The following is a 12,443-nucleotide window of genomic DNA, read 5'->3' as shown; positions in this document are numbered from 1 at the left end:
CCTGTGTTGCACCAACTCCTTAATTATTGTTCTTTCAATGCTTGCTGCATGTAGTCGCGCAGGGCGGGGGCGATGTCTGGATTGCGCAGGGCCCAGGCGATTGAGGTCGTCAGGAGGCCCAGTGGCGTGCCCATATCGTAGCGGTTGCCTGTGTAGTGCAGCCCATAGCAGCGACCGGCGCGCGCCTGCTCAAGCAGCGCATCCGTCAGCTGAATCTCGCCGCCGCGACCGGGTCTGGTCTGCTCAAGGATGGCGAAGATATCCGGGGTTAGTACGTAACGACCCGCCACCGCCAGGTCGGACGGTGCATCTTCAACTGAAGGCTTCTCCACCAGGTCATTGACCTGGTAGATGTACTGCTCTTTTTCCTCGACCGAGGCGATGCCATAAGAAGGGATCAGCTCGCGTGGCGTCGAGAAGAGGGACAGCACCGTTGTCTGATACTTTTCGTAGATCTCGATCAGGCGTGGCAGACAAGGGGTCTCGGGCGCGAAGATCTCATCGCCCAGCATTACTACGAATGGCTCATCGCCAACCGCCTCTTTCGCGCACAGTACCGCGTGTCCCAGACCCAGCGGCTCCGCCTGGCGTACCGACACGTATTTAGCCATCTCCTGAATGTGGCGTACCGCAGCCAGTTCTTTCTCTTTCCCCTTGCGCTCCAGCGCTAGCTCTAGCTCTGGAAAGGTATCGAAGTGATCTTCTATGGCGCGCTTACTGCGGCTCGTCACAAAAATAATTTCCTCGATACCCGCCTGCACCGCTTCCTCTACGATATATTGCACTGTTGGCTTATCGACGATCGGTAAAAGCTCTTTGGGAACAACTTTGGTAGCGGGGAGTACCCGTGTGCCGAGTCCGGCCACTGGCAATACCGCTTTACGAATGCGCATCTGTCCTCCTTATTATCATAAGCACAGGCAATCAAACTGAACACCTGTTGTCTATAGCATTCATGATCTATACCGTAATGTATTGTATTTTATTGCACTGCTGAGGTCAATCTGAACAAGTGCCCCGCCTCTCATTTGATAGGAGAAGCCGCCTGGGAGCCATCACCAGTGCCCAGGAAAAAAACAGCACGCCACCAACCATCTGCCTGTTAGTAGACAGATGGTTGTCGAGGTGGTTATATTATCTCTTTCTTCTTCGCCATCAAGAAGGGATCTCGCCGGTCCCTCGCTATATAAAAAGAAGACGGAGGTGTGTCACACGTTCCATCTTCTCTTTATCGCGTTCATCATCGGCGGCGCAGTAAAGAAATAATAATGATAATAACCACGATGATGATGAGGTAAGGCAACTCAATACTGAGGTAAAGGGTATTGTTCGCCACGTTCAGGTTCATAGCAAATGCACTCTTTCCTTTAAAATTTGTAGTATTGGCCTATCAATTACTCTTCCTCTATTATAGTACGTCTTTCACGGTTAAGGAGTTTTACATTATGTAAAATAATTGTAGGCTTGAAAAGCTGGAAAAGCTAGTTTTCATCCCCCAACTGGCGTAGAAGCTGATCGGCCAGCACGCCAGTAACTCCGCCCCAGATAAGATGAGCTATAATCATAAGAATATTACGTTGTTTTGGCTCGTTAGTGCCAGCAGCCGCGAAATCTGCCGCCGGTAGCCAGCCCATATAGCTCCCCGCCCAGACACCCAGGCCAAAGAGGCCTCCTTTGAGCGCGGGAGGGAGAGCCCACCTGCGGGCAAAGGTCATATAGAGGGATCCCATGCTAGCACCGTAGCCCAGGTGAGCCACCAGGGTGCCTCCCAGCAGTTGCGGTTTGTCTACCGAGACATTGGCCCGTTCAGTCGCCTCTGCCGTAATTTTCTCGGGTGGTAAAGCATCCTTTTGCCAGCGTGGAAGGACTTTATGCATGGTTAGCATGAAAAGAGTCATAGGAATGGTTGCTGCCCCGCCAGCCACCGCCCCGATCAATGACGGAATGGTAAACTTTGGTGCTGGTACTGTGAGTTCGCGTGCCATCTAATTGGTACCTCCTCTATCAGTATAAGGTATTATTATGTGTAACACGCAGCCCATACTACAAGCAGTTTCGATTGAATACTTTTGACTGCATACGATAGAACAATAAAAAATGGGGATGTATGCTCATCCCCGTTCCTATGCTATCATATATTGGCCTTTTTGGCATCTTCTGGCGCTCAGGCATTACCAAAGATCATAGCCGCGATAAAGACCAGAACGCCGCTACCCACGACCTGAATGATCGATTTGAGCCATTGTGTCCTGAAGTAGCGATGGCGAATGGCGGCGATCAGCACCAGTTCAACGGCCACCACCACATAGGCCAGTGTCAGAGCCAGTTGGATATTGCTCACCAGGAAAGGCAGGGTGTGGAGCGCGCCACCGAAGAAGGTCATGATACCGGTAATACTACCACGCACCACCGGACTCCCACGGCCGGTCAACGTACCATCGTCCGACAGGCCCTCTGAAAAGGCCATGCTGATGCCCGCGCCGGTCGCCGAGGCCATACCGACCAGGAACGCGGTAAAAGGATTATGCGTCGCGAAAGCAGTAGCGAAGATAGGTGCGAGCGTCGATACTGAGCCGTCCATCAATCCCGCCAGGCCAGGCTGCACTACACGCAGCAAGAAATCGTGTGAGGTATCGTCATTATTGCGCAGGGCGCTAACAATAGCAGCAATCTCCTGACGAACTGTGACCTTCTCGGTCTGTTGCTCTATCTGCACTTCCGGTCGCTCTGCGTTCTGTTTCTCTTGCACCATTAAACAGTCTCCTTATATTGCTGACTGCGCTACTTACTTTGTCATCTATCTGAACGGATGTACCTTCTTATACACGAACAAGGATGAAAGAATGCGGACCTATTGGACCGCCTCCGGTTTTTTACTACACGCCGGACAGAGGCCATAGAGACGCAACTCGTGGGAGCTCAACACGATGCCGGTTGCCCTGGCCGCTTGCTCCAGCATTTCCTGTGTCAGAGGAATATCTATCGGCACATCCAGCAAGGCACCGCATTCGGTGCAGATCGCGTGATCGTGCCGCGACACGTGGCCATCATAGCGGCAGGTGTCATCGCTATGCCTGAGCTCTTTAATATAGTCCTGTTCAACCAGATGATGGAGGATGCGATACACACTCGCCAGCCCGATCTGTGGACGAACCTGCTTGACGGCATCATACACCTCCGAGGCCGTAGGATGATTGTGGGCCGCACGCACCATCTCTAACACCGCCTGGGCATTGGCGTTCAGCTTCTCTCTCATATACAGACCCCCATCTCTATCAGGCTCCCCTAAATTAGGTTACCCTAATAATGATAATCATTCTCACTTTTCGTGGCAGGGGAAATATACCACCTGGATTGTTGGGTGTCAAGGCATAGCGAGGCTTTGTTAAAAAATTGAGTATGAATATGCGTATATAGACATTTGCTCCATGTAGTGGTTAATGGAGAAGGGCGATGATGGTGTAGATGATGCCCAGGATGACGATGAAGGAGTGCAGCCAGACCCAGATCAGGTAGAGGCGCACGCTTCTTAAGAAGGGGAAGTCTTTTTGTTGTTCCTGGCGCGTGAGGTCTAGCAGTGATTGTAGTTTGGTGTCGGGATAGAGCTCTTCCAGGCGCTGGCGGATCTTGAATTTGAGCCGGACGTGGCGTCGGAAGCGTTCATAGAGCTTGATGCTGGCCAGCATGCCAAAGGCTCCAATCGCGATCAGCATCAGGGTGAGTGGAAGGGCGCTCTTCGTCAGACCCGTCTGGGTTAGTCCCCCCTGGATGGCCGAGGCTACAACTACTACCAATCCCGTGATGCTCGCCCGCTGATCCTCTGATTGTTTGGCTTGCGCGAACTCCTGCTCTGCTACGCTGATCAAGATATCCGTTGTCTCCGACATAGAAGCACCTCCAGATAACAATTATTACTTCATCTATATGAACGTATGGATACCTTCTCTACCAAGTAATCCTTTCCCTTTATCTCATATTTTTTGTTATTTCAGGCTCCAATTATTTTTTGGAGGCTGTCTGTATACTTGATTTGAACCTAGCATGATGGGTAGCTGCTTTATAGGTATAGATGGCAGTGTAATAGGGTATATGTGAATTCGTGCTAGTCATCACTTTCTTTGGTAAATTAGTATAGTGGAAGAAGGGTTTCTTAGTGATGCATCAACCTCATCGTGTTAGAAAGACTCTAACACCAATCTCGTTAATTCGAGCTGTCCTTCTTTGCTTACTACTTTTAGGTAGTCAGCTTTCTATAGGCGCCGGCTTGCTGGCTGGCGTCAAAGCCGCTGGTTATTCTCATGGTAGAGGCATCGTCCATTCCTTAATCATGCCTCATCTGAGGACCGCACGGCCTCAAATTATAAAGAAGCAAGGCTCGGCAGCTATGGGTCCCGACCTGGGCGTGAGTATCTCACAGAGCTCGGCGGTATCGAAGATTGGTCAGCCCGTAACTTTTACGGCCAGCATTGTCAACCTGGCAAACGCGAGTAGCGCCATGGCTGCTCCGACGGCATTGATTACGTTGCCGGCTGGCTTTGTCAACGCTTCCGCGGCATCCGCTGGTGGTTGGTCGTTTGTGTCCAGTGGTCCGGTCATTTCGGCAACCTATACTGGAGCATTACCGATCCTCCCCGGACATGTGTTGCCGAGTATCTCGGTTACCGCCACCCCTGGTGCCATTCATACTGGCAATCTCGTCAGAGCACAGGCGGCCAGTATTGTGGTATCTGAGTTTGGAGATACCAATCTGACGAATAACGCGGCCAGCGTTCAGACCACGGTTGCGAACATGCGGGACGACACTCCAACTGCGGTGTCGACACCTGGGGCAGCGCCTACTTCAGCGGCTGCCGCTGGTTCCCCGGTGACCGGTGGTACCCCTGTACAGGTGGCCCAGACCTCTTCAACACCAACTGTTGCTCCCGCGGCTACAGGTATCGACTTTGCGATCAGCAAAGTGGCCTCCGGCAGTAGCTTTTCGGTTGGTGATACGATAACTTACACCCTGGCGGTATCTTCGATTGGTACAAGTGATGTGGCAACCGGGACTCCCATCGAGGTCGATGATACGGTTCCTCTGGGCCTGACTGGTGTAACCGCGAGTGGTGGTTCCGACTGGACCGTTTCGTCGAGCTCAACGATGTGCCCATGCTCGATCACTGCCATGTATAGTGGTACCTATCCGGTTGTAGCCGGTACAGTGCTGCCGCCCATTACGATTACGGGTACAGTAGCAGCGACCGCTGCCAGCCCATACGCCAATACCGCGAGTCTTATCGTTCCTGGTGATACCGATACCAGCAACAATACTGCTACCTCCAGCGTTACGATTGCGCCAGCTGTTGGATCTCCAACTCCTACGAGCACAGAGACTCCGGTAGCGGGTTCGCCAACTGTGACGAGCACAGAGACTCCAGTAGCGGGTTCGCCAACTGTGACGAGCACAGAGACTCCGGTAGCGGGTTCGCCAACTGTGACGAGCACAGAGACTCCGGTAGCGGGTTCTCCGACGGCTATAACGGGCACGGTGACTGCATCGCCAACGCCAGTTCCGCCCGCGCTGGATATCACCCAGTCTCACCTGGGCACTTCAGATACCTTTTCTGTTGGCGATCCACTTAGCTTTGTGATCAACGTCAGTAATAATGCTGCCGCGGGTCCAGAGACCCAGCCGATTACGCTGTTCGATCTGATTCCTGTAGGGTTTGATCATATCACGGCTAATGGTGGCCCCCAGTGGCAGGTAAGTGTCTCGAACGCTACCAGCCCGACTGCGATTCTGGCTACCTATGTTGGTACATATCCCGTGGCTCCTGGTACCGTATTGCCGCCACTGACGATCAGCGGTAATCTAACTGGTGCTGTTGGCCCGACATTTACCAACACGGTGGTTGCCAGCTCATCTGATTATCAGAATCCTGCTCACAGTGCCAGCTATGTCACTGTTAACGTGACACCTGTTGCCAGTGGCCCAGGTGGCCCGAGCTATCCAGGTGGCCCCGGTGGCCCAGGTGGCCCCGGTGTCTCATGTGGACCAACTGAGCAGAAGTGTCCAGATCTGCAAATCGTGAAGAGCAGCCTGGGTGGAGATCACTTCCGCGTAGGTGATGATGTAACCTTCTTTATCGCCGTCTCGAATGTGTCTGACTCCGCCAGTGTAGACGATCCATCCATCATTATGGTTAACGATGTTATTCCGATCGGTCTCAATAACATTCACGTAGAGGGCAAGAATTGGCACTTTAATGTGAGTGACCACAACAGTCCTTCAGTGATCGATGCTAGCTTTACGGGTAGCGCTCCGCTCATGCCTGGCCAGACCTTGCCGGTGATTACGATCACGGGCCGGCTGACCAATGATGCCGTTCCAACACTGACCGATACCGCGACTGTAGACTTAGACGGTGATAGCGATGTTAACACCGACAATAATACAGTAATGTATACGATCTGTGTGAAGAAACAGCATCATCATCATCAGCAGGAGAATCACCACTTCGTTCACCAGGCCGCCTTTGGTGCTGCCGGTGCGGCTGGATATCCTCGCCTGCCTCTGACAGGATCTGATCCAGATCCTCGCTTGAGACGCTAGGATCAAAGTGATACTCGAGTTGTTCAGGGATAGATATGGGGAGGTCAGGGAAACGATGGGCGCGAGCGTATTGGCTCTACTGGCCTCCCCGATCATCCCAGCTGTCAATAGGATCTGTTTATCATCATCACTCCTGGCTTGCCGGGGGTGATGATGTGTCGTGCTATAAGGTTATTCTGGTGCATGCTCTTGGAAAGGAGTTGTAAATGATGCATACAAGGCAGCGTGTCTGGTTTTTTGTAGCTATCCTCTTTGTTCTGCTGAGTATTGCTTTGGGGGGGTGGGTCTGGAGTAGTATCCTTTCCTCGCAGAAAACGGCAAATCAGCAGCAGACGATAAAGATGCCCGCTATGAAGCCTGCGACGCCTGATTTGATGACTGGCGTCGATGTTTCGTCGGGGGGGCGTTTGATTATCCCGGCTATCAAGGTGAACGCTCCCATTGAGACCGTTGGTAAGACGTCTGAAGGGTATATGGATGTGCCAACGCGCAACCAGTGGACCGGCGTGGGCTGGTATAAAGAGGGTCCACTGCCCGGTCAGAAGGGGACCGCGGTCATTGATGGGCATCTGGATCGTACTGGCGGGGCACCGGCTGTGTTCTGGGATCTGAAGAAGCTGCATCGTGGCGATATCGTTACCGTCCAGGCAAAAAATGGTGATAAGGCGCGCTTTAAGGTTATTCAGGTCTCCAATTATAAGCCCACGCAGGCTCCGATAAAGCTGATATTTGGCCGCCAGGATGGGACGTTTTTGAATCTGATTACCTGCGCTGGTGTATGGGTACCCGCGGAGAACCAGACCTCAGAGCGCCTGGTTGTGTATACACAGCGCATCGCGTAGGTAGCGCTGTACGAACTCGCTGGTGCTGATTTTTCATATTAATCTCTATATGGCTGGCATCTCTGGCTGTGCCTGGTCTATCCCCTGTTTCGCCTTGCGGTGAAGGGTATGACCTGCTAGATGGTCAGGATGCCATTCGAGAGGAGAGAATATTCCATGCAACGGCTTTTCAGGGCGTTCCGATCATCCAATACTACGCCATATGCGAAGACGAATATATTATTTGCCCTGGTTTTACTATTGCTGGTAGGCGGAGTCATTTCAGGCTGGGGGCTGTGCCAGGTCTGTTCTCTTTCGATGCTGGAGTATCGCATCACCCATCCAGATATTGTGTTTACGCCGGATAGTGCTCATTCTACACAACACCGCAAGGTCGATAATGGTGGTGATCAGATCTCTACCAACTTTGATCATGAGACCGCCCGGCTATTAATTCAGACGAGCAATAACAATAAATCTTCCCTCGATAGTAGCTCCAATATGGTGCAACCCACTCCCAGCCCGACCCTTGATCCGATTTTATCGTCACCACATCCAGATACCGGCGCGCATCTACAGATTCCCGCCATTAAAGTCGATGCGCCGATTGAGGCTGTTGGTCTAAACATGAACAACCATGTCGATGTGCCCGCGCTCCATGGAGCCGGTGGTGTGGGCTGGTTCATGAATGGTCCTCGGCCGGGGGATATGGGGAGCGCGGTCATTGATGGCTATGCCAGCCAGCCGGATGGTACGCCGGGCGCGTTTAATAAGCTGACCAGCCTGCGTAAGGGGGATACCATCCTGGTTGTCAATCAAACCGGTGTTGTGCAGCATTTTATCGTGATGACGGTGCGTAGCTATGCGGCCAACCAGACGCCCGCGACAGCTATTTTCGGCGATGGCAGCGGCACCTATCTCAATCTGGTGACCTGCGATAACAACTGGATACCCGCGTTTCCGCAGTCTCCACAGATTGTGGTGCATGCGGTCCTGCAATGATCCTGCTCTATCCCCTTTTCGCGAACGCTCTGGTTATGTGCTGGATAAAGTGCTATGATTTTATGCTCGGGTGGCCAGCACTACCTGGTAGATCCATGGGAACGCGAAGAGCAAGGTGCGCCTGACCCGGATGAATTGTTCTTCTTGGCACAATTCCCATAACGGTTGACTCATATATTCGTGCCAGTATATCTCGTGCATCAGGGTCGCCAGCAGTGTGGTCAGGATGTTGTTGACCGCGCGCCAGGGGGTGACCTCCTGAATAGCGTCAAAGAGCAGGAGATGACCGTTTGGTGCAAGCAGCCTATGGGCTTCGCGCATCACCAGCCGCGCTTCAAGGCAGGGCAATTCGTGAAAAAGGAGTGATGCCATGACCAGGTCTGCCGTGCCGTCCGCTAATCCTGTCTCTTCCGCTCTGGCATGCATCAGCCGTGTACGCGTCCCTACACCCGCGTAGCGCACCTGCTGTTCGGCGGCTACCAGCTGATACGGTGATAGATCGAGCAGAATCAGTTGGCTTCCTGGCAGAGAGCGCAGCAGCTCAATACTCGTGAGCCCGGTTCCACTGCCGAGATCAATGATGCGCTGTGGCCGCAGCTGACGGGCCAGCGTGAGCACGCGAGGACGTACACGTCGAATGCCGAAAATATGCTCGATCAGCTCCCAGCTAAAGGCCTGGCAGGCCGACATATAGCCATCCACCAGTCCATGGTGCGGTACCAGAAAATAGTCGGGATAGGTGACGCTGCGATCGCGTAATAACTGTGCGGCGCGCTCCCAATCAAGCTCCTTATAACGTTCCCGCGCTTCGGGGAAGAGGCGCTCTTCAACCCACCTCTTTATTCCTGTGCGCTGTGGAGAAATGGCACGCTCGGCTGTACCGTGCTCTGGCATAAGGCATTGCTCACCCTCGTTCTTTCTACCTGTGCTTTCTGAATGTGTCTGACTTCTGTCATCGTGGAGGCACGTGAGCGCATCCACACGCGCGGCCGCCTTACTATTTTGTGTTGGTGGGGTGCGCATTCGCGCACCCCACCAACACAAAACTGACCCGTGAGCACCGCAGGCGCGAAAGCTCAGACATGCCGCAGGTGATGATCAAGAGTCTCAGACACGCTACATAACTATTACATAGCTGGTATGGCACGTCTGCGTGCGGCCTCGCGACCAAGGACGACCCCGCTCGTGAGGAGCACAAAACCAAAGCCAACTTTTGCCAGTATATCGAGGATGGCGAACAAACCAACTTCAAGGGGCAATGAGAACAAACGGATGCCTTCGGTCCCCAGTAACCACACGATCGGATAACAGATCCATAGCACGGCGGTTAGAATGGACAGCGTGTTGAATAGCTGCTTAACCTCTCCTCCTCGCGCGGCCGCCAACGGGAACAGATAGCCAAGGAGGTTGTACAGGACGACGATAAAGGCGATGGCGCTGGCGATGAACCAGACATATTTGAAATTGCTGTTAATGAGTCCCGCGACCAGGCCCGTGATAATCATGTATACGTCCGCCGCGATCATGGTTCCGATCCGATTCCAGTTGCCGCTGAGCGTCGGCAGCGCCAGCAATGAGAGATCCAGTAGCAGCAGGGGTGTGGTGAAGACCCAGTCTATGTAGCGCGCGAAGTAGAAGGTACGCCCCCCCACCACGATGCTTCCGTATCCGGTGACCATCGCGAAGTAGGCCGTTGCCGCGATTAAGGCGATCAGGGAAGTAATGGTGAAGAATGACCGATTCTCCGTTGGCGCTTTGAGCGTGAGACCAAGAAATGCAAGCAATCCCAGTGTCATGATCGCTGTGCCGATCCATAAGATGATAGTCGTTGTGCTCATAGATGTTTCTCCTTTGACTTTCTCATTGGCGCTGGTATTCTGAGTCACAGGTATCCCCTCACGTATAGGACGCTATTTATATATTTTTGGTATACAAAGTATATAGATAAAAAATGTATATTGTTGTCTATAAGTGTACTTCCAGCCCAGGAATCCGGGCTGGATTTGTCTTTTTGTTTGGTGTACACTTTGACAGGAGTACTTAGGGATGGGTTTACCATATTAGAGGATCAAACTATGGCCAGCATACTCGTTGTGGAAGACGAGATTGATATCTGTAATCTGATTCGCAAAGAGCTGGAATCTCAGGGGTACCAGGTCTACCAGGCTTTTGATGGTGAGGCCGCCCTGCGCCTGGTCGAACAGCTGTCGTTAAACCTGGTTATTCTGGATTGGATGCTCCCAAAGCTCGATGGCCTGACCGTCTGCCGGACGATTCGGCAGAAGCATCTGCTTCCGATTATTATGCTTACCGCTCGTACCGATGAGGTCGATCGTATTCTCGGCCTGGAGGTGGGTGCTGACGACTATATCAGCAAGCCATTCAGCGTACGTGAGCTAACGGCTCGGGTACGTGCCATGCTGCGGCGCATCGATCTGGACGCGCAAACTCCTGTGGACACGCAAAGCTCCTCCGCGTCTTCGCGGCCGGACCCATTCGCCCGGTCCTCGTCCATTACTCCGCCTCCTATTGTGCGTGGCCCCCTCTATATCTCCCTGGCGGAGCACACCGTCACGCTGGAGAATCGGCCACTAGATCTTACCCCCAAAGAATATGATCTCCTGGTACTGCTGAGCAAGAATCCTGGGCGCGCCTTTAGCCGTGAGTTCCTGCTACAGGAATTATGGGGCTATGATTATGATGGTTTCGACCGTACCGTTGATACCCACATCACCCGCCTGCGCAAAAAACTGGGACCCCTCGGCGAAAAGATCATGACGGTCTGGGGCGTTGGCTATCGCTTCGTCGTGTAAGCACCTGCCGCTTCGCACCTGCGGAGCTCAGCATATTAGAATGCGTCTCCTCCCTCGTTGCACAGGGGACATGAGCGCCCCCACGCGCGCGGCCGCGCTAATTTATTTTGAGTTGGTGCATGGGTGTGCATTCGCGCACCCATGCACCAACTCAAAATAAACTCCTGAGCACCGCAGGTGCGAAAGCCCAGGCAGACTACAGGCGGCCGCCTGCAATATTTATGATGCGAGCTTTTCGCGTAAGAATGAGCGTTCGATCAGCGAGGAGATCTGGTCGAGATAGGTGCGGAAAAACTCGGCCGGTGGGTAGGCGTTGCGCAGAGCGCTGTTTAATCCTTCCTCATTTTCTAGCCAGGAGACCCCATTGAGGACGCGCAGATAGAGGACACAGAAGACGTGAGAGTCAGACTTCAAGGGGATGTAATGAACCTGCGAATGTGGCACGTTTACATCTTTAATGGTGGTATGTTTCCCACTGCGATAGACCTGTGCCGCGTGTCCCATCTCCTCAGATGTTGGTTGAAACTCATCGACGCGGATAGGGGCATCAGCGCGTACCCTGAGCTTTCCCGCCTGGTCTGGCATCAGCAGGACACACTCGGTTATTCCCAGAGAGGAGAAGACACGCAACGTTGATAACACGATAATATCGAGCTGCTCATCAAGGTTATTGGTGTTATTGCAGACGCGCATCAGCTCGTACAGGATGCGTAGCTCGTGCGCGTTCTTTCTGGCCTCTTCGGCACTTTGCCTGACCGCGCCAGCCAGCCAGCTGGTGACGATGGCTGTAAACAGGAATATAAACAGGGCTACCCACTGGACCGGGTCCGCGATTGTCAGTGTGTAGAGCGGGGGAACCAGGAAGTAGTCAAATGAGAGAAAGGCTGTAATGGCAGCAACGATGGCTGCATAGCGGCTGCGCCAGATGGCCAGCGTCATAATCAAGATCAAATGGATGATGACGATGTCAGAGATATGCGGGTAGAGATGAGAAAAGTAGATCAGGCCGGTGACGATGAGCGAACCAGCCACAGCGATCAATGCATCATATATATAGTATTGCCACTTATTTTCGTGGCCCGTTTCCATCTGCGGAATGCGCTCGATTTTCTGCATGCGCTCACCCCTTCTGGTATAGCTGATCCTCTGTTGCCTTTGTATATCCTCCTCTAAGATACAACTAAAGGTGTCAAGGCTGTCTCAAAATTTGCCGCC

At 52.9% G+C, this 12,443-nt stretch carries 12 protein-coding genes; 4 read left to right on the top strand and 8 right to left on the bottom strand.

Features of this window, described 5'->3' with window-relative positions:
* Positions 1 to 23: 23 nt before the first annotated feature.
* The 5 genes from galU to KTT_RS10185 all read right to left on the bottom strand — a co-directional run bounded on the left by galU (position 24) and on the right by KTT_RS10185 (position 3,887).
* Positions 24 to 893, bottom strand: coding sequence for a UTP--glucose-1-phosphate uridylyltransferase GalU (gene galU, locus KTT_RS10205; RefSeq protein ID WP_126595873.1), 870 nt, complete (start codon positions 891 to 893; stop codon positions 24 to 26).
* A gap of 588 nt (positions 894 to 1,481) precedes the next feature.
* On the bottom strand, positions 1,482 to 1,985 hold the full coding sequence (locus KTT_RS10200) for a DUF1440 domain-containing protein (RefSeq protein WP_126595872.1): 504 nt from the start codon (positions 1,983 to 1,985) through the stop codon (positions 1,482 to 1,484).
* Between the two features lie 179 nt (positions 1,986 to 2,164).
* Complete coding sequence (locus KTT_RS10195) at positions 2,165 to 2,752, bottom strand: VIT1/CCC1 transporter family protein (RefSeq protein ID WP_126595871.1); 588 nt, start codon at positions 2,750 to 2,752, stop codon at positions 2,165 to 2,167.
* Positions 2,753 to 2,851: 99 nt separating this feature from the next.
* Positions 2,852 to 3,256 (bottom strand): Fur family transcriptional regulator, encoded by a 405-nt coding sequence (locus tag KTT_RS10190; protein WP_126595870.1) that lies wholly within the window; start codon positions 3,254 to 3,256, stop codon positions 2,852 to 2,854.
* Positions 3,257 to 3,437: 181 nt separating this feature from the next.
* Complete coding sequence (locus KTT_RS10185) at positions 3,438 to 3,887, bottom strand: hypothetical protein (RefSeq protein WP_126595869.1); 450 nt, start codon at positions 3,885 to 3,887, stop codon at positions 3,438 to 3,440.
* 497 nt (positions 3,888 to 4,384) lie between these two features.
* Here KTT_RS10185 and KTT_RS10180 point away from each other — a divergent pair, with 497 nt between their 5' ends.
* From KTT_RS10180 to KTT_RS10170, 3 genes are all read left to right on the top strand, one after another.
* Positions 4,385 to 6,592, top strand: coding sequence for a DUF11 domain-containing protein (locus KTT_RS10180; RefSeq protein ID WP_160145777.1), 2,208 nt, complete (start codon positions 4,385 to 4,387; stop codon positions 6,590 to 6,592).
* A gap of 206 nt (positions 6,593 to 6,798) precedes the next feature.
* Complete coding sequence (locus KTT_RS10175) at positions 6,799 to 7,434, top strand: class F sortase (protein WP_126595867.1); 636 nt, start codon at positions 6,799 to 6,801, stop codon at positions 7,432 to 7,434.
* A gap of 156 nt (positions 7,435 to 7,590) precedes the next feature.
* Positions 7,591 to 8,415 (top strand): class F sortase, encoded by an 825-nt coding sequence (locus KTT_RS10170; protein WP_160145776.1) that lies wholly within the window; start codon positions 7,591 to 7,593, stop codon positions 8,413 to 8,415.
* A 60-nt stretch (positions 8,416 to 8,475) separates the two neighbouring features.
* On the opposite strand, the gene KTT_RS10165 is transcribed toward KTT_RS10170, so the two are convergent.
* Complete coding sequence (locus KTT_RS10165) at positions 8,476 to 9,309, bottom strand: class I SAM-dependent methyltransferase (protein ID WP_160145775.1); 834 nt, start codon at positions 9,307 to 9,309, stop codon at positions 8,476 to 8,478.
* A gap of 233 nt (positions 9,310 to 9,542) precedes the next feature.
* Positions 9,543 to 10,253: a bacteriorhodopsin gene (locus tag KTT_RS10160; protein WP_126595864.1), complete on the bottom strand. Its 711-nt coding sequence runs from the start codon at positions 10,251 to 10,253 to the stop codon at positions 9,543 to 9,545.
* 237 nt (positions 10,254 to 10,490) lie between these two features.
* Here KTT_RS10160 and KTT_RS10155 point away from each other — a divergent pair, with 237 nt between their 5' ends.
* Complete coding sequence (locus tag KTT_RS10155) at positions 10,491 to 11,228, top strand: response regulator transcription factor (RefSeq protein WP_126595863.1); 738 nt, start codon at positions 10,491 to 10,493, stop codon at positions 11,226 to 11,228.
* A gap of 219 nt (positions 11,229 to 11,447) precedes the next feature.
* Here KTT_RS10155 and KTT_RS10150 read toward each other — a convergent pair whose 3' ends face one another.
* Positions 11,448 to 12,344 carry a DUF4118 domain-containing protein gene (locus KTT_RS10150; protein WP_126595862.1) on the bottom strand — a complete coding sequence of 299 codons (897 nt, stop codon included), beginning with the start codon at positions 12,342 to 12,344 and terminating at the stop codon, positions 11,448 to 11,450.
* Between the last annotated feature and the right edge of the window lie 99 nt (positions 12,345 to 12,443).

Source organism: Dictyobacter aurantiacus (assembly GCF_003967515.1).
GTDB classification, from domain to species: Bacteria; Chloroflexota; Ktedonobacteria; order Ktedonobacterales; family Ktedonobacteraceae; genus Dictyobacter; species Dictyobacter aurantiacus.
This window is presented reverse-complemented; position numbering and strand designations above follow the sequence as displayed.

Coding starts and splice junctions, on each gene's coding strand:
- galU (WP_126595873.1), bottom strand. CDS start 893: ATGCGCATTCGTAAAGCGGTATTGCCAGTGGCCGGACTCGGCACACGG.
- KTT_RS10200 (WP_126595872.1), bottom strand. CDS start 1,985: ATGGCACGCGAACTCACAGTACCAGCACCAAAGTTTACCATTCCGTCA.
- KTT_RS10195 (WP_126595871.1), bottom strand. CDS start 2,752: ATGGTGCAAGAGAAACAGAACGCAGAGCGACCGGAAGTGCAGATAGAG.
- KTT_RS10190 (WP_126595870.1), bottom strand. CDS start 3,256: ATGAGAGAGAAGCTGAACGCCAATGCCCAGGCGGTGTTAGAGATGGTG.
- KTT_RS10185 (WP_126595869.1), bottom strand. CDS start 3,887: ATGTCGGAGACAACGGATATCTTGATCAGCGTAGCAGAGCAGGAGTTC.
- KTT_RS10180 (WP_160145777.1), top strand. CDS start 4,385: ATGGGTCCCGACCTGGGCGTGAGTATCTCACAGAGCTCGGCGGTATCG.
- KTT_RS10175 (WP_126595867.1), top strand. CDS start 6,799: ATGATGCATACAAGGCAGCGTGTCTGGTTTTTTGTAGCTATCCTCTTT.
- KTT_RS10170 (WP_160145776.1), top strand. CDS start 7,591: ATGCAACGGCTTTTCAGGGCGTTCCGATCATCCAATACTACGCCATAT.
- KTT_RS10165 (WP_160145775.1), bottom strand. CDS start 9,309: ATGCCAGAGCACGGTACAGCCGAGCGTGCCATTTCTCCACAGCGCACA.
- KTT_RS10160 (WP_126595864.1), bottom strand. CDS start 10,253: ATGAGCACAACGACTATCATCTTATGGATCGGCACAGCGATCATGACA.
- KTT_RS10155 (WP_126595863.1), top strand. CDS start 10,491: ATGGCCAGCATACTCGTTGTGGAAGACGAGATTGATATCTGTAATCTG.
- KTT_RS10150 (WP_126595862.1), bottom strand. CDS start 12,344: ATGCAGAAAATCGAGCGCATTCCGCAGATGGAAACGGGCCACGAAAAT.